General features: G+C 40.2%; 17 protein-coding genes. 8 read left to right on the top strand and 9 right to left on the bottom strand.

Annotated features, from left to right (window positions below):
* Positions 1-32: 32 nt before the first annotated feature.
* The 8 genes from AC13EX_RS20080 to AC13EX_RS20045 all read left to right on the top strand — a co-directional run bounded on the left by AC13EX_RS20080 (position 33) and on the right by AC13EX_RS20045 (position 11,255).
* Positions 33-773, top strand: coding sequence for a DUF1961 family protein (locus AC13EX_RS20080; RefSeq protein WP_482894056.1), 741 nt, complete (start codon positions 33-35; stop codon positions 771-773).
* The gene (locus tag AC13EX_RS20075; protein WP_482894055.1) at positions 770-3,418 is read left to right on the top strand and encodes a DUF4962 domain-containing protein; all 2,649 of its coding nucleotides are present in this window, start codon (positions 770-772) and stop codon (positions 3,416-3,418) included. The genes AC13EX_RS20080 and AC13EX_RS20075 overlap by 4 nt, the downstream gene beginning before the upstream one ends.
* Before the next feature lie 53 nt (positions 3,419-3,471).
* Positions 3,472-4,890, top strand: a complete 1,419-nt coding sequence (locus tag AC13EX_RS20070) for a sulfatase (RefSeq protein ID WP_482894054.1) — start codon at positions 3,472-3,474, stop codon at positions 4,888-4,890.
* Between the two features lie 74 nt (positions 4,891-4,964).
* Positions 4,965-6,113: a DUF4221 family protein gene (locus AC13EX_RS20065; RefSeq protein ID WP_482894053.1), complete on the top strand. Its 1,149-nt coding sequence runs from the start codon at positions 4,965-4,967 to the stop codon at positions 6,111-6,113.
* A gap of 1,142 nt (positions 6,114-7,255) precedes the next feature.
* Positions 7,256-7,486: an addiction module protein gene (locus AC13EX_RS20060; RefSeq protein WP_048641633.1), complete on the top strand. Its 231-nt coding sequence runs from the start codon at positions 7,256-7,258 to the stop codon at positions 7,484-7,486.
* Positions 7,487-7,786, top strand: coding sequence for a type II toxin-antitoxin system RelE/ParE family toxin (locus tag AC13EX_RS20055; protein ID WP_048641634.1), 300 nt, complete (start codon positions 7,487-7,489; stop codon positions 7,784-7,786).
* 594 nt (positions 7,787-8,380) lie between these two features.
* Entirely contained in the window at positions 8,381-9,733 is a 1,353-nt protein-coding gene (locus AC13EX_RS20050) for a Gfo/Idh/MocA family protein (RefSeq protein ID WP_482894052.1), read from the top strand.
* A 508-nt stretch (positions 9,734-10,241) separates the two neighbouring features.
* On the top strand, positions 10,242-11,255 hold the full coding sequence (locus AC13EX_RS20045; RefSeq protein WP_482894051.1) for an amidohydrolase family protein: 1,014 nt from the start codon (positions 10,242-10,244) through the stop codon (positions 11,253-11,255).
* A gap of 258 nt (positions 11,256-11,513) precedes the next feature.
* Here the strand turns inward: AC13EX_RS20045 and AC13EX_RS20040 are convergent, their stop codons facing one another.
* The 9 genes from AC13EX_RS20040 to AC13EX_RS20000 form a co-directional block, all read right to left on the bottom strand.
* Complete coding sequence (locus AC13EX_RS20040) at positions 11,514-11,969, bottom strand: Hsp20/alpha crystallin family protein (protein ID WP_482894050.1); 456 nt, start codon at positions 11,967-11,969, stop codon at positions 11,514-11,516.
* A 598-nt stretch (positions 11,970-12,567) separates the two neighbouring features.
* Positions 12,568-12,972, bottom strand: a complete 405-nt coding sequence (locus tag AC13EX_RS20035) for a hypothetical protein (protein ID WP_482894049.1) — start codon at positions 12,970-12,972, stop codon at positions 12,568-12,570.
* A gap of 223 nt (positions 12,973-13,195) precedes the next feature.
* Positions 13,196-13,441 carry a DUF4357 domain-containing protein gene (locus AC13EX_RS20030; RefSeq protein ID WP_482894048.1) on the bottom strand — a complete coding sequence of 82 codons (246 nt, stop codon included), beginning with the start codon at positions 13,439-13,441 and terminating at the stop codon, positions 13,196-13,198.
* Positions 13,438-14,064: a GIY-YIG nuclease family protein gene (locus AC13EX_RS20025; protein WP_482894047.1), complete on the bottom strand. Its 627-nt coding sequence runs from the start codon at positions 14,062-14,064 to the stop codon at positions 13,438-13,440. Before AC13EX_RS20025 ends, AC13EX_RS20030 begins: the two co-directional genes overlap by 4 nt.
* Before the next feature lie 308 nt (positions 14,065-14,372).
* On the bottom strand, positions 14,373-15,692 hold the full coding sequence (locus tag AC13EX_RS20020) for a Gfo/Idh/MocA family protein (protein ID WP_482894046.1): 1,320 nt from the start codon (positions 15,690-15,692) through the stop codon (positions 14,373-14,375).
* A 629-nt stretch (positions 15,693-16,321) separates the two neighbouring features.
* Positions 16,322-17,476: an amidohydrolase family protein gene (locus AC13EX_RS20015; RefSeq protein WP_482894045.1), complete on the bottom strand. Its 1,155-nt coding sequence runs from the start codon at positions 17,474-17,476 to the stop codon at positions 16,322-16,324.
* An 854-nt stretch (positions 17,477-18,330) separates the two neighbouring features.
* On the bottom strand, positions 18,331-19,605 hold the full coding sequence (locus tag AC13EX_RS20010) for a TRAP transporter large permease (protein ID WP_048641640.1): 1,275 nt from the start codon (positions 19,603-19,605) through the stop codon (positions 18,331-18,333).
* Complete coding sequence (locus AC13EX_RS20005; protein WP_473340029.1) at positions 19,602-20,063, bottom strand: TRAP transporter small permease; 462 nt, start codon at positions 20,061-20,063, stop codon at positions 19,602-19,604. Before AC13EX_RS20005 ends, AC13EX_RS20010 begins: the two co-directional genes overlap by 4 nt.
* Positions 20,060-21,049, bottom strand: a complete 990-nt coding sequence (locus tag AC13EX_RS20000) for a TRAP transporter substrate-binding protein (RefSeq protein ID WP_482894044.1) — start codon at positions 21,047-21,049, stop codon at positions 20,060-20,062. Before AC13EX_RS20000 ends, AC13EX_RS20005 begins: the two co-directional genes overlap by 4 nt.
* Between the last annotated feature and the right edge of the window lie 7 nt (positions 21,050-21,056).

Here is a 21,056-nt window from a genome sequence, read left to right as displayed (position 1 = left end):
CAAAGGTTTATGAAACTTAAAAATAAAGTCATATGAATTTTCAATCCAAAATGAAAAGGTTACTTTTCCTGCTTATTGTCTTTTGCTTTTTCCAGAACAGAGGCTTTGGACAATCGCCGGAAATTCAAAAAGGTCAACTGATCTATGAAAACACTATGAGGTCAGCAGAAGCTGTTGGTGATTGGGTAATGGAAGGCCCCGGTAAAGTGGAATTTCAGAATGGCTGGATGGAAATGTACTCGCCCCAAGAGGAATTTCACCATGTTTTTTGGTGCCCGGAAGATTTTCCAGGGAGTTTTGTTGCCGAATGGGAGGCTCAAAACCTAAATACTGAGGCCGGCCTGTGTATCCTGTTTTTTGCTGCCAAAGGTAAAAATGGAGAGAACCTATTTGATTCTTCTTTTCCGTTGAGAGATGGGACATTTAGTCAATATACCAAGAGTGAAGATTTTAATACTTACCACATTTCCTACTATGCCAACGGGAGGGACAATCCCGGAAGAGAGGTTTCACATCTAAGAAAAAACAGTGGCTTTCATCTGGTGCAGCAAGAAGAACCTGGCATTCCTGTAGCCTCAAAAGAAATTCATAAACTTAAATTGGTAAAAGACGATTCTCGTATAATCATGTATGTCGATGGTCGGAAAATAATAGACTGGACGGATAAGAATGATTATGGTCCAGTTTTACAAGGGGGGAAAATAGGGTTTAGACAGATGCAGTGGACCCATTTTAGGTACAAAAACTTTAAGGTGTGGGAGCTTGGTAAATGAAAAAGCTTAAAGATAATTTAATGGTTCCATATGGCTTAAGCAGCAAGCCTATCCAAAATTATAGCTTTCTTACCCTAGGTTTTGTTCTGTTTTGTGGCCTAATAATTCTCGGATGTGGGGAAAAGATGCAAGAGTTGGCATTTCTTCAAAAACCCAATCTTTTGAAAGTGGTTTATCCACGCTACCTGGATTACCCTAAACCATCTGCAGGAATGCTTGCTCAGCTAAATCCCCCTGTATTGAGATGGCCTTTAATAAAGGGGGAGAATATCCACTACGATGTTCGGTTATCTACTGAAAAAGATTTTTCTACGCCGAATAAAATTCTTGAAATAAAAAACAGCCCTTGGGCAATGTTTAACCCCCACCAAATACTGGAAAGCGGTTCCTGGTATTGGCAATTCAAGCAAAGTGGAGAGGATTGGTCTAATGTGCAGCATTTTAAAGTGGACGATGGAGCCATTCCGATGGTATCCCACAGTGCCGAACAATTTTTACGGTCATTGCCAAAGCAGCACCCAAGAGTACTTGCTACTGCACCAGAACTAGGCCAACTTCTTCGGTTGGAGCCAAATGCAGATACCCGAGCCATTATTAATAATGCTGAATTAGCCCTTCTAGCAGGTATACCTAAAGAGCAGGATGGAATGCCTAAACGAAAAGGAGAAGAGGCAGAACAGGAAAGAAAGCTTCGCCTTGATGCCAGCAAGGAACTTGGTACTGAAGTTTATGATGCTGTAGTTTCCTTATCCGAGGCCTATATTTTAAGTGGCAAAGAGGTCTATGCTGAGAAAGCCATTCAAATGGCCATTGAAGTAAGCAATTGGGACCCAAAGGGCGTATCGAGTACCAATGATTTTAGTGATGCACGTTGCATGCTTGCCATGGCCATGGTTTATGACACTTTTTATGACAGGCTTAGTGAAAAGCAAAAATCAACCTTACTTGAATCCATTAAAGCAAGGGCATCCCATTTTTACGAGGACTGGGTAAACAATATAGAGGCCAAGGTATTGAGTGGGCATGTATGGCAACATATTCTTCATTATTTTTTTCAAACAAGCCTGGCCGTTTATGGGGATGAACCTGAGGCAGCCAAGTGGATGGCTTATGCCTATGAATTGTTTCTGGCAAGAGCTCCAGTATTGGGAGGTATGGATGGTGGGTGGTCAGAAGGCGTCTCTTATTTCCGTATGAATATGGAGACCATGATAGACATTCCCTTGTACATAAAAAAATTCACAGGGTTTGACTTTATCAATGCACATCCCTGGTACCAAAACCAAGCCGATTGGATGATCTACCATATTCCTCCAGGTTCTGCCTCAGATGGATTTGCTGACAATTCAGAAGAAGTGAATGCACCAGGTGTCGACTATGTGGCCTTTGCCCTGGAACTGGCAAAATTAACGGGAAACCCAAGGGCTGTTTGGTATTCAAATGAATGTTTAAAATACGATAAATCGCACCTATCAGAGGAGCCCGTCCTCAGGTGGATACGGCTTACAAAGACCCGTAATTTACCTATTCCCGATTTACCTACGCAACTGGACTTGCCTATGGGAAGGTCTTTTACAGATATAGGCTTGGTGGCCATGCACAGTGAGATTACCAACACCAAAGATAACCTCATGGTAGCGATGCGTTCCAGTCCCTTTGGCTCCTATGGGCACATGCTTTCCGACCAAAACGTTTTCAATATTCTCTATGGTGGGAAAAAACTGTTTTACAGAACCGGTTATAAGGTATCTATGAAAGACCCTCACCGTACAGGCTGGTACCAGCATACAAAAAGTCAGAATGGCATACTGGTAGACGGGGCAGGCCAACCTTATAGCACAGAAGCTTTTGGATGGATTGCCAGGTTTCTGCAGGCGGATGAGCTGGCCTATGCCAAAGGAGATGCTTCTCAAGCTTATCAGAGTAAAGAAACTGGTGAGGAATATTCCGTAATGAAAAACTTTAGGCACCTGGTAATGCTAAAGCCTGATGTGGTCCTTTTCTATGATGAGTTGGAGGCCACCAAGGAGGTGGATTGGTCCTGGCTCATCCATAGCCTTGAGGAAATGACAATTGACGAGAATAACCAAACCTTTGCTGTACAGCTGGAGAATGGAGCAGGAAAAGGAAGGCTCTGGGCTTCAGAAGATTTGACCTTTCACCTAAGCGACACTTTTGAGGTAGCAGCAGTAAATTGGAGAAAAACGCTAAAGGAAGATGGGAGTCTAAAGTCCTATAAGGATAACCAGTATCATCTCAAGGCAAGCAGCACATCAAAAGCGGCTAAAATGCGGTTTTTTGCTGTCATTCAAGCTGGGAAAGTAGTTAAAGATACTGAATTGATGGAAGGAAAAATTGAAAATGGAATTGCGACAATCAAGATAGGAGATTGGAACATAACTGCAAATCTGGCATCAGAGATTGAACTTGGTCTTCAAATCCATAACGAGGCAACAGAGACGGTTTTTTCTTCACATGGAAATTCTCTTCAGTTAGGAGATCAAATATTTAGTGGTGAACATCCGGGGAGTACCCGAATGGGAATTATTAAAGACAATTCCCCTTTGTTCTTGGAGATCAAAGACCAATTTCCCAATGAAATGATATCCCGGTTCAATTATTTTCAAAAAGGCCAACAGAAGTGAACCATGGTTTCTAATTTATTAAGCTTTCAATTCAACCGAAAAACACCCAAAACATGAAAAGAATACTTTTAATTTTTATGCTCTTCGTTATAACGTTGATTGGTGCAGGGAGCTTTAAACTTATCAATAAACCAGAGAAGTTAGCTCCGCCAAATTTTATTTTTATACTTACCGATGATCAGGGTTGGAGCAGCACCTCTTTAGGCATGGATGACCGGATTCGGGAATCAAAAAGTGATTATTATGAGACGCCCAACATTGACAGGTTGGGTAAGGAAGGGATTCGTTTTACCAATGCTTATGCACCCGCAGCCATTTGCTCTCCTTCCCGACGGAGTATTTTATTTGGTCAGACGCCTGCAAGGCAGGGAGATGAAACCTTCTCCGAAAATTACCAGCCCTATTCCAAGGAGCAGAAAATTACCATTCCCATTTTATTGAAAGCCATAGATCCGCGTTACAAAACTGCACATTTTGGCAAGTGGGACTTAAGGGCAGAGATTTTCCCGGAAGACTTGGGCTATGATGAAAGTGACGGTGATACCCGCAATTCCCACGGAAATCTAATGGCTAATAAAGAAGATAAGTGGGAGGGATTGTTCATCAATGATGACCCTAAGCGTAGCACCACCATAACAGGAAGGGCAATTAATTTCATGCAAAGACAGGTCCGGGAAGGCAATCCTTTTTACCTCCAAATTAGCCATTATGCCCCTCATGTTGACATTCAGACCAAGCAAACTACCCTTGATAAATACCTGAATAAGGCAAAAGGAGTGAAGCACAATAATCCTGGGTGGGCAGGGATGTTGGAGGACATGGACCGAACTGTGGGTGAAATAATGGAGGAGGTGGAACAGCTCGGTATTTCGGAAAATACCTATATCATCTTTATGGCTGACAATGGAGGGGTTGAATTCCTTCCTCCGGTTTCATCCAAGCAAAAAATGCTACATCCTGAAACTTTCGATAAACCCATGCGGAATTTTCCCCTACGTGGTGGAAAATGGACCCTTTATGAGGGAGGCATACGGGTACCTTTTATGGTTAAAGGCCCTGGAATAGCACCAGGGGTAATGAGTCACGAATCCGTGGGAGGTTGGGATATTTTACCGACCATTGGTGAATTGGCAGGTTATAGCCAGCCTTTGCCCGAGAACCTGGATGGTGGAAGTTTTGCAGGTATTGTTCATTCAGGAGGAAAAGGAAAAGTTAGCAGAAAAAAGGATTACCTGATCTTTCACCGGTACAGCAAGGCCTATCCACATTCTGCTATTATTCAAGGAGATTACAAAGTTATCAGGTTTTGGAAAACCGGAAAATTGGAGCTTTATAACCTGGCTTTAGATTTTGGGGAATTAAAGGATTTGTATGAGATAGATCCAAGTAAAGCGAATGAACTAGACCTTCAGATGAAAGCCTATATAAAAGAGGTAAATCCTGACTTATTGGAGGACTTATTGGCTTACTGATATAAAACTAATTAGTTAATTTGTTTAGAGTTAAGGGTTAGGTTTTTAAGTATTAATTATCTAGTTTTATAATAATGAGTAGGTTATTTCTAATAATTAGTTTTCTAATGGTTTTTTCTTGTAAAGAAAAACCAGTTTCTGAGAAGAAGACCTTAGCTATTGAAAAAAGCAATATTTTAGAGGGGTTAACTATTTCGGTGGATACTATAATGGTAGATGCTGGGGAAGAACTTATAACTTATGGAATTCCCTATATAAGCACCCTGTCTCCAGAAGCCAGGTATTTTTATATTTTGGATAATAAAACTTTCAAAATACATCAAATTGACCTTGACTCACTAGCGTTTATTGATTCATTTTTCATCGAAAAGGAAGGGCCGAATAGTCCTGGCTACACATTTATTTTCCAGCCTATATCTGAAGACCAGTTCTTTTTTCCCAGTTTTCAGAGACCGAGTATTATCAATGCATCAGGAGAAAAAATAAGGTCGTGGAACCTTAATTTGCCGGATATAATTGATGGGTTTTCTGTTGACCTAAACTCTCTAACTAACAGAATAGTGTTTAATTCAACTATGGATCAATTGTATTCACTTCCGGTGAATTATGAAACTAGGGAGTATTACCTTGCCGTCCTTAATTCTTATGGAAAAAGAAAAAGAATTATAGCCTTACCTGAATTCAATAAAGCCAATGCATTCACTATCAGGACCGGAGGTGGTGAAGGGGGTGGTTTAAAAATAGAATTTCCTTATTTGCAGCATTTGAATGACGAAGTCATTATTTCATGTACTGTGGGGAACGGCATTTATAGATATGATCCCTCCTTGGATAGCATTTCCTATCGGGAATTTCCTCTCAAAATTGTGCCATTGGAAAAAAAGGGAGAAATAAAAAACCGTGTTCATAGTAATGAAGAATTTGAAGTAGAAGTCAAAAAAATAGCAACTCAAATCAGTCACTGGAATTTTATTTGGGACGAGGCTTCCCAATTGTATTTTCGATTTGCTAGTAGAGTGCTTTCACACAGGACCGAATATAAAGAAAGCAAAATGGAAATATTCTTGATGGCTTTTTCAAAAGAGCTGGAACTTGTTGGAGAGACAAGGTTGGAAGGACTTACAAATGTGCCTCATAGTGGGTTTTTTAAAGAGGGCAAACTCTGGAGCAATGTTAATGTAGCAGATGAATTGGGGTTTTCAGTGATAGATTTTCAGTTTTGACGTCTTTAAATTAGGTTTTGGGACCCTATGTATGATTAATCCAAATGCGATTTCTAAGACCATTGTTATTTTTTGCCCTGAGTTGGATCAGTGGTTTAAAAAGTAACTCAGCTGTCCCGAGACTCCAAGAAAATTTGCGCCGCTAAGTATTTATTGGCTAAAATTTATGGCGACGCTCACTGGTACCTCTTGAATTTTAGCCTTTCACAATTACGTTTGTCTTTTTTTGAAGCCCATTGATAAATCTTGATCAAATTAGCCTGTGCCCTTGCCAATCCTAGCTTAAATTTCTTTATGCCGAAATCTACAAGGGGGAAAATTATCTATCACTTATAATGTCTAAAGTACGCTTCGCTAATCCTAGACCAGATGTGGAAATTTAATGGAATTTCCTAACTAAGAGCGCGGTGGCTGGGCCAAAACTACGAGGGTGCGAGGGCCTTGTTATAGAAGATTTCTTATGGCTAGATTTTTCTTTGGTTCGTTTCTTTTCATCATGTTTAACCTGTCTTATTCAGGGCCTGTCCTGAAGCAATTCAACTCAGCGCCTGCCCTGAGAAACATAGTGGTAGTGGATCTGGGGAGAAGAAATGGACGTTTTACAGTCAGTTTATGTATAAAAAATAAAAGCTGTTTAAACCATCCATTGAATGTTTAACTCGAAATAGCTCTGATTCAATATTTTTCCTTCTGTAAATTTATGGACTTAATTTATTAAAGTATTCAGTTTTAATAATTCACAACTTATGTGTTTCTACTGTGATCAGCTTTCAGGGCCATGTAATTATCCATTGAACCCGAATAGATATTAGTTTTACCAAGTATTGACATCAAAGTAGAAAAAGAACTGGTAAACTATAAATCAAATTTTTCCGTTGATTGGTTGATACTCAATTATTAAAATAAAGAAAAACCCTTAATTTTAAGGGTATTCAATCGATAGTTGTGAAAAAAGACCGCTTGGAAAGAGCGAAAATCAAATGGATTTTAGTGTTATCATTAAGATAGGCAGTTTTTTTTGATAATCTTAAAAGTACTGTTTTATCCTTATTTAAGGTAAAATAGGAGATCAAAAAAGAAAAAGTTGAACAAATTCGATGCTGTTTTACAAGTGGCGAACGCTCAAATTAATTAATGTGATTATGAAGCTTCAATATATTTCAGATAGTACGGGCAAAACCACGGGTGTATATATTCCCATCTCCGAATGGAACGAACTCAAGGCTAAATACAAGGGAATAGATCAGGAAAAGATTGACATTCCGGATTGGCAAAAGGAAGAAGTGAAGAAACGTCTTGATGACTTCAAGAATAATGCTGAACAAGCACTGGATTTTGATTCAGCTATGGACAGTATTGAAAAAGACCTGTAAATGTACAATTCAGAAATTTTACCATTTGCAAAAAAAGATATTTCAGAGGCGGCATCTTGGTACAATTCTAAAGAAAAAGGTTTGGGTAATCGCTTTATCCAGGCAGTACGAAACAAGGTTATGCTTATAAGACAAAACCCTAAAATTTCATCCATTCGATACGATACCGTTCAAACTGCTGTATTGGATATATTTCCTTTTATGATTCATTATACCGTTGATGATTTTAAGAAGATTGTGATTATTGTGGGTGTATTTCATACTTCACTTGATCCCGGCAGATGGACAAAACGAAAATAAGAATTGATTAGAAATATCGTGGTGCAGCATCTAGTTTTCCCACATCAATGAAATTGCGTTAGTTTTTTTTATTTAGTACTTGTTGTTTATAGGGTTCAGACTCCAAAAACTTCGTCAAACAATGTTTGTGGCTTTGCCAATTCCTACTTAAATTTCTTAACGCCGAAAATCTATATGGCGGAAATTTATCTACAACTTATAATGAATCCTATCCCTCTTCAATTGTTTTCTTCGACTATGGTATAGGTGACTGAGCGGAGCCGAAGTCAACCTAAAAAGCGCTTCTCTTCAATACCGAAAGTTGAAAACTTTCCTCATTTTAGGTCTAAGTTACGCTTCGCTAAACTTAGACCAGATCGGAGGATTAACCTATGGGTATACGGTGGTTGTACAATCTATTAGCTCAAAATATACAAATCAGAGGTGTTTTATGCCCAAAAGACAAAAAAATAAAGTATTTTGACTGGAGATAAACCAAATTGGCTCCAATTAGATACCCTTTGTCTTTTTGCCAGTGCTTAAACCGGCTTAAAAAAAAATCAATTTGGGTTTTTAAATTAGATAGCCAAGTTATACCTAAATCAAAAGAATGTAATGAAATCGACAAGAAGAACATTTCTAAAATCAGCTTCAACAGCCGGTTTAGGAGCATTATTCATCCCTAATTTTATTGAACGTCCACCAAGTACAAAATTGCGTTTTGCAATGATTGGTGTAGGAGCCAGAGGCCGTGCCAGTTGGAGCCAGGTTGCCGTAGAGGATATTGTGGCCATGTGTGATGTTGACGACAGAATGACTGAGCAAGCATACAAAACTGTACCTAATGCTAAAAAGTACAAAGATTTCAGGGTGATGTTCGACGAAATGGCCAACGAAATTGATGCCGTTATGATTGCTACACCTGACCACACCCATTTCCCAGCGGCAATGGCTGCCATGCAACTTGGAAAACATGTATTGGTTGAAAAACCACTAGTGCATAATATTTGGCAATGCCGCACCATGAAAAAAGCAGCAAAACATTATGGTATCGTATCGCAAATGGCAAATCAAGGACATACAACCCATGGAATTAGATTAGTAAAAGAATGGTTTGATGCAGGTATTCTTGGAGATGTAAAAGAAGTAATTAGATGGGGTGGGCCAACAACATTTAATCCGGACGGATATTTCTCCAAGCCCGAAGGGTTTCCATTTCCAGAACATGAAGTACCTGAGGGTTTAGATTGGGATTTATGGAAGGGTCCTGCAGCTGATCGTCCTTTTAATAATGAATATGCACCCAAATCATGGAGAGCTTTTTACGATTTCGGTAGCGGAGCAATGGCTGATTGGTGTTGTCATACTTTAGACGCTCCTTTTTGGGCATTGGATCTTGGAATGCCACATACAGTAGATGCCGTGGTTCCAAACCCTGAAGTTCCAGACCACAGTATGATTGCCCGGGAATCAACGATAACATGGCAATTTGGAGCTCGTGGTAATAAACCACCTGTTACTATGAAATGGATTGAAGGCATGGGCACACCCGAATTAAAGGAAGAGTATGGGCTCAAAGAAATGCCGGACAATGGGATGATTATGATTGGTTCTAAGAAGACACTTTACCATGGAGGGCGTCCAAACAATCCTCGATTACTTGTTCCTGAAGAAGAATGGGCAGATTTCCAAAAGAATAAACCAGCAGAAACGATTCCGAGAGTAGCCGAAGAAAAACCAGTACAAGAATGGGTGGCTGCCATTAAAAACGACACCTTGCCGGGCTCAAACTTTGATTATGGTGCAGACTTAACAGAAATGGGACTTATAGGTGTACTTGCCCAACGTTTTGGCGGAACGATTAAATACGACGAAAAAAACATGAAAGCCATTGGCCGTCCAGAGTTAGATGCATACATTAAAGAACCTGTTCGCGAAGGGTGGTCTTACGGAGAAGACCTTTGGTAAAATTGAAGACATTATTAACCAGAGCTGGAAAAAAATGGAGCCTATCCCCTTTAAGGGGATGGGGGACGTTTTCGAAACTGTAAACCTATATAATATTTAATTCATAATCTGTAAGCTTATTTTAAAACGTGTCAAAAACTACCATTTCAATTTATAATTTAGTAAAATCCTTTTACACCTTATAGGAGGGATTTACCAAATTTTACTTAGAAGTTAAATCAGAGACGCGGGATAATAATATTTTGAAAGTATTTTGGTCACAACAAGAGGCATTAGAAAAAGCCTGTTACTCTGATTGCTGGGGGAAATTAATAATCATTGTCCGGACCTAGGGTTTTATACTGATACGTATTGATTATTCTTCATTGGTCTGTAGAAACGATTTACTATACCTATAATCAGCCAACTCTTTTCAAGAAATAATTTACCAGTCCATTCAGTTATTCATTTTGGTTTTTAGGAAGACTGTAGTATCTTTTGAAGGTAGTTTAAACAAACCCATATAGCCTTGATACTGAAATCCTTTAATACAAATGACCATCCAACAGCCATTTATTTCGGCAGGCAAGAGAACCATCCGGAAAAAGGCCACGAGGGGAATTGCATTAACCGACGTGACTGCCTAGGGATCTTAGGTGGATCACTTGCTAGCCTTGCCCTTACTTCGAGGTCGAGGGCGGAGAAGGCCCACAGCGACCTGCCGGTTGTCGATACCCATCTGCACTGTTTTGCTGGCCCCGACAACAATAAATTTCCTTATCATCCCAACGGACCCTATCGACCTGATTCCGCTGCCACCGTAGAACACCTGCTGAGCTGCATGGACGGAGCAGAGATCAAGTACGCAATCGTAGTCCATCCGGAACCGTACCAGGACGACCATCGCTACCTTGACCATTGTTTAGAAGTTGGTGGGGGCCGACTGAAGGGTACCTGCTTGTTTTTCGCTGACCAGCCTGAATCGCTGGCTGCGATGCCATCATTTTTGAAGGACCGTGAAGGGAGTATTATTGCGTCCCGGGTTCATGCTTACGCTCCCGATCGGTTACCTCCGTTTGGGAAACCGGAACTCCGTAAATGGTGGCGTAGTGTTGCTGATGCCGGCGTTGCTGTGCAGTTGCATTTCGAACCCCGCTATGCTCCGGGCTTCGAGCGTTACATTCAGGAATTCTCTGACACCACCGTGATCATCGATCATCTTGGGCGTCCGTTTCAAGGATCACGAGAGGAATATGCCAGGGTATTGCGCTGGGCTGACTATCCTAACACAGTAATGAAGTTAGCCTCGATCCCCACAGCAGAGCGCTATCCTCACCAGGATATCAGGCCAATCATCCGCCAATTGACCAGTGCCTGGGGCGCAGAACGGATGATCTATGGCGGGGGCTTCAATACAGATGCGACACCAGACTCCTACCGCCGCTACCGTCAGGACTTGTTGGGGCACCTCTCGCACCTCTCCTCACAGGAGCAGACAGCAATACTCGGTGGTAATGCAGCACAACTTTTCGGCTGGAGCTAAGCAAACACTATGGAATTGGTAATCCTTTGTCAAGCCCCCTCAATAACTGAACTTAGTTTGTAATTTAATGAAATCAACACCTATCGGTTATACAATTCGATTTGACCGAATACCTATGGCTGGAATAAAACGAGTTTTGGGATTCCAGGTATTTCCCGATGAATTCCAAACCTATGGAGTCTATTGGATATAAAACCAAAAAAAGTTCCTTGGCTAACCAAGGAACTTTCTATAATTTACTTCAGGACTTTTTCCCGATTAAGATACAGTGATTTGCTTCACTCTTTTGTCTTCTTCTTTTTTAGGAATGACCAATTTAAGGATACCGTCCTGGTATTGAGCGTTGATTTTATCCACATCTACCCTGTCTTCCTCAAGTAAGAAAGACCGTTCGAAGCTTTCGTAATGAAACTCAGTTCGTTTTACCTTATGGGTCTCATCTTTTTCCTCTGTTTCGGACTTTTTACTTGCAGAAATGATCAAGTGATCTTTTTCAAAAGAGATGTTAAAATCTTCTTTCTTCAATCCAGGAGCAGCTACTTCTAAAAGGAATTCATTGTCGTTTTCCTTAATGTTTACTGCTGGGCTGTTACCAATGAATCGTTTCTCAGGATTTCCTAAAACAAAAGAGGAGGGTACATCAAATAACTGATCCAACCAATTGTTAAAATCAGGAACCTGTGGTTTACTTCCGTTTGTTTTTATAAGTGTCATGGCTATAAATGTTTTAATTTTTTAACTTCTTTTTATACCTATTAATCAAAGTAAATGCCAATTGGGAAAATTGGTCAAAGCATTGATAAACAAGACAATACGTCATATTTATACATTTGATTAATGACATAATGGCTTGTTTTTTTAGTTGAGTGTGACGATGTGGCAGGATACTGTAATAGGAGTCCTTTCCTTTTGAAGGCAGTAAAGATTTATAGAACTTAGCAAAGGGCTTTGTTACCTTTTCTAAGGAGGACATAGCCGATTATGGCTTGATCAAAAATTCATTGATGCCCGAAGGATTAGAAAAGGGCCTTACCGATAGCGACCTTAAGGATTTGTTGTCTTTTTTATTGGAGAGGTAGGGAAGTTTTATTGCTGATGTGAGTCAGTATTTTGTCAGTTATGTTGTAAATAGTATTGAGAGTCCACCTTCAAAATCAGAAAAATCCACTACTAAGTTCGACGAAAAGATCATTCGTATCCAAGGTTCAAATCTTGATACTTCTCCAGAAGGAATTTTCATAATCCTCCATCATTTTTAAAAACTTTTGTGGTGGAAGAAAATTTTTGGTTTAATCTATCTACCAAATGAATACTAATTCTTAGCTGGAATAATTGAAAATCGCTCAATTCCTTTTCTTTCAATAAATAGCCTTATTATTCCATTATCGTTTTTATATGGGATGTTTATGGTTTTATCGTTATTTGTTAAGGCAATAAATTTATTCTCCATCTCATATTGATAAATTGAATCTCCAAAGAATTCCATACCAAACTTGGGACCTATTTTTACAAATGAATGGTCCTTTGAAAAAATAAATGTGGCATTGGGACTAGTAATAATAGGCAATATATTTTTTCGTGCAATTGAATCTTTTGCAAACTCAGGGGTCATTGTAAAATCAGCGATAGAATATTCACCATCTAACATTAATTCTTTGTCATAAGAACTACATGAAAATATAAGAAATGAGATGGCAATAAGAATTGTTGTCTTCATTTTGATTCTCTATTAAAGTTAGACGGTATAAATTTAGCCTTGGTTCGGAATGGTTTTAATTTTCTTCTACTATATATTTAAATACTAAAATAAAGATTTAGTACAAGGAATCAAATAGAAATAGGACAATTACTGCTGGATTAGAAGGAATTACTATTTCGGTAAAGATTTTGTCATTTTTGTTGAAGAGTTCAATGAAGGAATTTACCTCAAGCCACCTCTTTTATACAGTGCCTATTTTCTCATCTTCAATTTCTTTGAGTGTTTTACCATATTTATCTTTCCATGAAACTCTCCCGTTTACTGAATATCCTAAAATAATTGCTGCTGCAGTTGAAGAACTTGTAAACTCATAATTCTCAATGAATACTAGTTTTCCAAATTTTATTTCAACTACACCTTTTTCTTGAAGGGTTTTTCTAAGTTTAGAGTAACTTCCAGACAATGAGGGTGTTTCGTCAATTTTCATTTCACTCCTTTTTGAATTTCAATTCCATTAGAAGTTAAAATTCCTACTGCCTTATACCCACTTACTTCTAAATGAAAAACCTCAGATTTCTTTGATGTAGACTTAGTTTGATGAAGGACCGAATATCCAAGAGTTGGTAAAATGACCTTTATATTATCAAAGTAATCATCCATTTCATCTTGTACCATCTTCGGTAAATTTATCGAATTTCCATCTTTCCTATTTGTTAATCGAAATTCACTTGATGAGGAAATATGTCTTATAGTTTTTAATTCGAGGTATTTAGTATGCGAAACAGTCAAATTTTCGTCCTTTGAACTAAAACAAATTATTGTTTCTGCAAATGCCTTTTCTGTATCTCGTAGGTGTTGGATTATTCTTTCTGAAAGGTTATTTTCTTCCCCAATGTAAACCATTCTGTCATCAGGATTGGTTGTGTTGTGACCAAGAAGGAAGTAAATTCCAGGTCTTTTTAGTTCGTTAATGTCTTTATTTTCAGCAAAGAGATTTCTTGGTATCTTAATGGCTTGACCAGTCCAATTGGACATGTATGCGAAGATGACACCTTCAGGGTCTCCAGTTGCTAAGTAATTTGTGATTGTTATTCCTTTGCTTTTCGCCATTGTATTATATACCAAGCGTAAATATTCATTTATCAGGCCAGGGCCTAGTGTTGTATTTACGATATACCAAGATCCTTCCGAAATTTTATTGTCAAATTAAGAATTTATGGCGGGAAATTAATCACCGATTACCCCAAATCACCTTAAACCTACCAAAAATCAACCCTACCTATCTATTTAAGCAGAGCGATTATGTCCCTATTAAATCCCTTGCTATTCCGCATAAATAGCTAGCTTGACACCAGCTAGACCATTCAGATGTCATGAATTTAAAAATTTAGGTTTATTCTTTCTGAACCCCTCTTTAATTAAGAATAAAGCTTTGCCCTGGTTTCCCATTTTCCTCGGGTGAAATCAGGGAAATCTACTGGCCTGCTTTTGTCGGCTACTGAAGTGCCAGTAAGGGGGATAATGGCGGCGCTGGTTACTGAATCGTATACATCCCAGTCCGGCTGTTTGTTTTCTTGTAGGGCAAGGATCAGTCGGTGCCAGTTGATGGGGGTTTGGGTTATGCCACCACTACCATGTCCGCGAATGGCGCCTCCCTTTCTTTCCGGAGGCGCATAGTTTTTCATGATATCATGCGCGTATTCTTCTAAATAAGGTGCTGCAGGTTCCCACTGATGTGCTTCGGGACTTCTTCCTTCAATATAAATGCGCTGGTTTTCCCTTTCCTTTAAATAAATCCCTTTGGTGCCCTGAAGTCGGAAACTTTCTCTGGGGTGCGGGGTATGGGTATCATGGTTGAGGGTGATCATTTTTCCTTTTACAGTACGGATAAGTGAAGCGTTATAATCTCCCAGAGCCATTTTTTTAGTGGCATAAGGGTGCTTTTCTCCGTATTGGGCTTTGGCGTATTCATTGAGCATGCCCGATTTGGTACTCATGGAAACCAGGTAATCAAATCGGTCTCCATGGTTGATGTCCAATAAAGGCATCATGTTTCTCATGGGGTGGTCAGGGTAGAGGTTGCCGTTCTTGTCTATGGCGGGTTGTAATCTCCAGGGTTCTTCTTCTGGATTGAATTTTACCATTCTCAGGTCATGGATATAACCACTTTCAGCATGGAGAATGTCTCCTAAAAGTCCTTTTCGCACCATGTTCAGCATGGTCAAGTCTCCAAAACCGCCCAATACAATGCTGGCCCACTTCCCCGTTTTTTCAAAAGTTTCTACCAATTCCCAAGCTTCTTCCAGTGTTTGGGCAAGAGGGACTTCGCAGGCTGCATGTTTCCCATTTTTCATGGCCGCCAGACAAACGGGTGCATGGGTATCCCAAGGGGTCGCACAGATTACTGCATCCAACTCTTCTTCTTCACACATCCTGATAAAATCTGTCGGCCCTTTGTCATAAAGCTTTGGGCTCGCTTGACCGGATTCCTCAATCCATCGCTTGGCCCGGTAAAGGTTTTCGGGATCAATGTCACAAATGGCGGGGATTTCTACCCCATTAATACCTAGTGCGGTGTCAAGATGGTAAGAGCCTCGCCCTCCTATACCGACAAAGCCGAGCCTTAGGTTTTTTTTGAAGCCCCTTGCCATGGAAGGGTTGGATAGCAAACCTGCGGACATGCCTCCGAGGGCTAAGGTGGATAGTTTGAGGAAATTTCTTCGGTCCAGATAATTCATAGTGTTTTTATTTTTTAAGGTTTTAACCAGAAACAGGCATTGGCTAGATTTCCCTATGATTACTCCACTTTTTTAGGGAGTCCGGAAACCCTATTGTAGTATTACCTCTAACTCTTTAATATTTGTATTTTTCTATATTAATAGTTAACCGTATAATTAAAATCATTATAGCACTCAAGCCATTGAAACTTGTTTTCTCTGTTCATTTTTTCCTTGATGAAAAAACGAACCAAAAAAATCAAGGCTGTCAAATCTTATTTCAAATGATGGACATTATGTAAGGAATAAAGTCCATTTAGGTTGCCATCATTTGATTTTTGGTGCAGAATTCCAGGCTAAAAATGAGTGGATCTCCTTGTTGGAGCTAACGCATTTTTTTTACGCCCTACATCCTGCACCAAAAACCATAATCTTTGAAGGCCGTAAAATGCCTTATATATCATGTTGTCCTGCAGTGCTTCGATAACGAAAACCATCCTTTCTTTCAATAACTTAAATTGTAATTTTTATGCTTTTTTTTCTTCTTCTTGAGGAATATGGTGAGTGCGGTAACTAAGAAAAAGCTAAGTTCTTCAGATTTGCTTTTCTACCATACGTCTTTCCAATGTTATCGAATTCGTGTTTAAAAACTAACGGAGGAGTCCGGGGTACCATTTTTCAGCATTGTACCTGTAAATCTTATCTACAACTGCTTTAGGCAGCTTCAGCCCTTTGAAGGTACCATCGACTTTTGGCACATTCATTTCATCGTCCCCAGTGAAAAATTGCCAATGCCTCAACCAAACCTCGTGGGCATGGGCCGCAATCTCATCCGATTCGGTCAATCCTTTGGCCTGTATATCTGATGCTCCAGTTCTCAAATCCGTTCCATAAATTAGTCTGTCTTGGTATTTGATAAAGAAGTCATGTACCTCTTGCCAATTGCTGATGGCCTGGTATTGCAAGTGGGAGATTCTCTCGGCCATGTCCACCGCCATATTGGGGAATTGGTCCAGCCTTTTTGCCAGTTCCTTGACATCGTATTCCAAACTTCCCAAATGCGCCCCAACGAATCTCAAGTCAGGGTTATTGGCCAACATCTCATCTCGTGCTCCAACCTGGTCCTCGTAGGAAGGGAAGTCCGGGAAATTGTACATATGGTACTTGGGGTTTTCACTAAAATAATCCTTGTCTCCCTGTACGGTCATTTCTTCCAATGGCAACCAAGTGTTTTTGGGTTCGCCAAGATGACCCAATAAGGTGATGTCTTTCTCCTTTAAGAGCTTAAAGATGGGCTCAAACTTCTTGTCATTGATGGTGACCAATTCACCACTTTCATTTTTCAATTCCATGCCTATGTTTTTCCAAACTTTTACCGCAATGGCCCCATGGGCAATGGATTTTTCCAAATAGGCCAGGGTCTTGCTTTCCCAATCTTTATCATTGAATCCATCCAGAGAAAATGTTGTGGCATAGGAAACGATATCAGGATAATCGCGGACCATTTTTAAAGCGAAATTTTCCTGCTCTTCTGGTGTCCTGTTCGGTGAGGTATATACACTTACGGTCAACATACCGAAGTTATCTTTGGCTGCCTGCTTTATGAAAAGGGTGTCGAATTGGCTGCGAAAGTGTACATGGGTATCAAACTTCTTTACCTTCCCAAAATCTTCCATGGTATAGTAAGTATCTTGTGTTTGCTCAGCCATTTTTTCTTGGTTTTGTGGAGATCCACAGAAAGTGAAAAGTGCCATCATTGATAAGGAAAAAATAAATGTCTTGGCTCCTGTGATAATTTTTTTCATGGTTTTGGCTGTGTGGTTTGTGGTATAAAATGAATGCTTTGAAGCAAGGCTAAGAAGCATAAGTTTTGGCTTTGCATTAACTATGTATTTGTGCTTTGCAATCGCAGCTTATTTTTCAATGCTTTAATTTAGCCAAAGGAATTATTAATATTAGAATTTTTTTAATGTTTTTATCTATTGAAGACAAATCAAACAGTAGATTAGGGATATCATTTTGAGAATAAGGGTTTTCAAGCGTGAAATTTATTTATCAGGGACAGCGAACTTATTTGCCATAAAGATTAATCATGGATAGAGATGGGGGATGCGGTTTTAGGTAGCTAATATTGGTTGTGATTTTGTCAGCATTGTTGCGAAAAAAAAGCAACAATACCGCCAAAATCAATTGGTATTCAATTAGCTATCCACGGGTTATCACCCGTGTCTACAAAAATGTCACCCCTGCCGGGGTTCTCCGTTATAATAATATTTAGCAGTCAGTTATATCGATTTCGATTTTTACCGATAGATGAAATTTATTTGGCCAGGCGTTTTAATGTCACCAAAAAAGCTTCAAATTTATTTTGCCACAAATTTCTCTTGGTAAGGGAGGAGGACCTGTCCCGACAGGGGAGGGAGGGATTTATTATGCAACACCCCAATTTGAATGTCCCATTATATCAACCTGATATTTCAGCATGTTTGCGTTAGAAATCCCCCTTTTTCCCCCTTAGAAGGGGGATTTTGCTATTTTCCAAATTGACGAGTGCGTTACTGGCTTTAAATTAAGTCAGCCGGTTTCAATGTCATCAATTCAGCAATAAGTTCTCATTTCCGCAAACCTCCTTGATTGGAAGTAAAAAACTGTTCGAGACTTAATCGTAAAACAAGCCAGGTAACCATAGGCTTATTTCAGGGATATAGGTGATCAATAGGAGTACAAAAATACTCACCATCAGATAGGGCAAGCCTGCTACCGCTATTTTTTCAAGGGATATGCCACCTATACTGGAAGCCACAAACAAACAAACGCCTACCGGAGGTGTGGTCAGGCCTATTACCAGATTAAAAACCATGATTATAGCAAACTGCACAGGATCTACTCCCACATTTACTGCTACTCCTAATAAAACGGGGAACAGTATAAGCAAGGCGGCAATGGTTTCCATAAAGGCACCGACAAACAGCAAGAGAAGATTGATCAATAAGAGTAACATGATCTTGTTGTTAGTCAACTCCAGCAAGCTATTGGCTATCAACTGTGGCAACTCTTCCACGGTCATGATCCAGGCAAAAAGATTGGCAAAGCCTACCAGTACCATCAAAGCGGCTGTAGTTTTTGCCGACTGAAGCAATATGGCAGGGATCATTTTTATTTTTAACTCTTTGTAAACCCAAAGACCGATGGCGATGGCATAAATCACCGCTACAATGGATGCTTCTGTTGGGGTAAATACCCCACCGATGATGCCAAAAAGGATAAGCACCGTCATCATAATGGCCCAAAAGGCCTGAAAAAAGCTTTTGAAGATAAAGCCAAGTGATTTCCGTTCTCTTTTGGGGTACTTTCTTTTTACGGAGATAAGGTAAGTAATCAGCATAAAACCTACCCCCAATAGCAAACCAGGAACAATTCCAGCCACAAATAGCTTCCCAACGGAAAGCCCGGTAAGTGTGGCAGCAATAATCATGGGCAAACTCGGAGGAATAACCGGACCTATGGTGGAGGATGAAGCAGTAACGGCACAGGCAAAAGGAACATCATAGCCTTCTTTTTTCATGGCGGGGATCATTACGGAACCAATACTGGCGGTATCGGCAATGGCCGTACCGGATATGCCTCCAAATAACATGGATGCACCCACATTGGCCAATCCCAGCCCTCCCCGAATATGTCCCAATAAGGCATTGCAAAAATTGATAATCCTGCTGGTGATGCCACTGGCATTCATGAGGTTTCCCGCCAAAATAAACCCGGGAATGGACAGCAATACAAATACATCAATGCCCGCATACATTTTTTGCGGGATCACCATTAGGGGGATATCACTGAACAGCAAATAGGTAAATGCAGAAATGCCTAAGGCAAAGGCGATCGGAAAGCCTATGGCCAAGAGAACCAAAAAGACAATGAATAAAAGTGCAGTCATCTATTTTTTTCAATTAATTTCAAGGTACTGTAAAAGGCTACGGATAGTCCCATTATGGCCATCGCACCATACATAAAGGCCATGTTAAGGTTCATGGAAGGGGATCTTTGTATGCTTACGATCTCCATTAATGGCAGGCTTACTACAAATTGGGTAAACATCAAGCCAATAATGCAGACCAAAATAATGTTCTCCAAAAGGGACTTGTATTTGGGCGAAAGACGGTCCAGTAAAAAATTTACACTTACATATCCGTTGTCTTTTACCGCAAGGGCTGCTCCCATACTGACAAGGTAAATGAAGCAGAAACGGGCCAATTCCTCTGTCCAGTTGGGGGACCAGGGCAAGGCATACCTGGCAATGATCTGCAACAAAACCACTGCAATCATTAATATAAAACTCAGGTTAACTAGAAAACCCAGTACTTTATCAAGGGTAGGGAAGGGAGATTTTGTCATTTCACTTGCAGGATTCTGTTTAAAAGATCTGTTTGCTCTGCATCAAAGGATTGCAAAACGGCCTCTTTTGCAGCAGTTTGAAAAGCTTCATTGTCCACTTCGATGAACTCCATTCCTTTTTCTACAAGGAAATCGTAGTCTTTCTTTTCCTGGACTAAAAACAACTCATGTTCGTATTCCTGCATTATTTCAGCGGATTCATCGATTACTTTTTGCAGGTCTTTGGGAAGATTATCGTATTTTTTACCACTCATGACCACATAGGCCCAGCTTTTCACATGGGAGGTCAGCATGCAATATTTTTGCACCTCATACAGTCCAGCATCTTTGATCAAGGCAAAAGGATTTTCCTGACCGTGGATGGTGGATTGTTGCAAGGCGGTAAAAACTTCTGAAAATGCCATAGGGGTAGGTTTGGCTCCCAGCGCGCTCCAGGTATCCACATAAAGGGATACAGGAGGTACCCGCAAAATCATTCCCTGAAGATCGTCGGGATGCCGAATAATTCGGTTGGAGGTAAGGTTTCTGGCGCCTCTTTCAAACCAGGCGATGGGTCTGAATCCGGCCCCATCCAAAATATGCTGTTCGATTTCCTTTCCTAATGGGCCACCGGCGACTTTTTTTAAGTGATCAGAATCCCGGATGGCAAAGGGGGTAGCGCAAAGGATGGCCTTTGGCAGACTCCAACTCTGTAAGGATTCCCCGGTAATCATAATGTCCGCACTTCCCACCAAAAGCCCCGTCAAAACGTCCATCTCCTTGCCCAGTTGTTCGTTGGGGTAGACCTTTACTTCTATTCTGCCATTGGAACGCTTTTTTACTTCCTCTGCAAATTTCAAACTGGCCAGGTGCCAGCCGTGCTGGTTGTTGGCCAAATGTCCAAAGCGAAGGACGTATTCGGGTTTCTTTTCATCAGAAGGTGCACAGCTCCAAAAACTGGCTACCAAAAAAAGGAGCAGAAAGGGAATTGATCGGTTTGGGTTCATTATAAAA

The sequence above is a fragment of the Cyclobacterium sp. L-R genome, assembly GCF_056859355.1.
Note: the sequence above shows the minus strand (reverse complement) of the source record. Positions and strands in the feature narration are given on the sequence as shown.

Coding starts and splice junctions, on each gene's coding strand:
- AC13EX_RS20080 (WP_482894056.1), top strand. CDS start 33: ATGAATTTTCAATCCAAAATGAAAAGGTTACTTTTCCTGCTTATTGTC.
- AC13EX_RS20075 (WP_482894055.1), top strand. CDS start 770: ATGAAAAAGCTTAAAGATAATTTAATGGTTCCATATGGCTTAAGCAGC.
- AC13EX_RS20070 (WP_482894054.1), top strand. CDS start 3,472: ATGAAAAGAATACTTTTAATTTTTATGCTCTTCGTTATAACGTTGATT.
- AC13EX_RS20065 (WP_482894053.1), top strand. CDS start 4,965: ATGAGTAGGTTATTTCTAATAATTAGTTTTCTAATGGTTTTTTCTTGT.
- AC13EX_RS20060 (WP_048641633.1), top strand. CDS start 7,256: ATGAAGCTTCAATATATTTCAGATAGTACGGGCAAAACCACGGGTGTA.
- AC13EX_RS20055 (WP_048641634.1), top strand. CDS start 7,487: ATGTACAATTCAGAAATTTTACCATTTGCAAAAAAAGATATTTCAGAG.
- AC13EX_RS20050 (WP_482894052.1), top strand. CDS start 8,381: ATGAAATCGACAAGAAGAACATTTCTAAAATCAGCTTCAACAGCCGGT.
- AC13EX_RS20040 (WP_482894050.1), bottom strand. CDS start 11,969: ATGACACTTATAAAAACAAACGGAAGTAAACCACAGGTTCCTGATTTT.
- AC13EX_RS20035 (WP_482894049.1), bottom strand. CDS start 12,972: ATGAAGACAACAATTCTTATTGCCATCTCATTTCTTATATTTTCATGT.
- AC13EX_RS20030 (WP_482894048.1), bottom strand. CDS start 13,441: ATGAAAATTGACGAAACACCCTCATTGTCTGGAAGTTACTCTAAACTT.
- AC13EX_RS20025 (WP_482894047.1), bottom strand. CDS start 14,064: ATGGCGAAAAGCAAAGGAATAACAATCACAAATTACTTAGCAACTGGA.
- AC13EX_RS20020 (WP_482894046.1), bottom strand. CDS start 15,692: ATGAATTATCTGGACCGAAGAAATTTCCTCAAACTATCCACCTTAGCC.
- AC13EX_RS20015 (WP_482894045.1), bottom strand. CDS start 17,476: ATGAAAAAAATTATCACAGGAGCCAAGACATTTATTTTTTCCTTATCA.
- AC13EX_RS20010 (WP_048641640.1), bottom strand. CDS start 19,605: ATGACTGCACTTTTATTCATTGTCTTTTTGGTTCTCTTGGCCATAGGC.
- AC13EX_RS20005 (WP_473340029.1), bottom strand. CDS start 20,063: ATGACAAAATCTCCCTTCCCTACCCTTGATAAAGTACTGGGTTTTCTA.
- AC13EX_RS20000 (WP_482894044.1), bottom strand. CDS start 21,049: ATGAACCCAAACCGATCAATTCCCTTTCTGCTCCTTTTTTTGGTAGCC.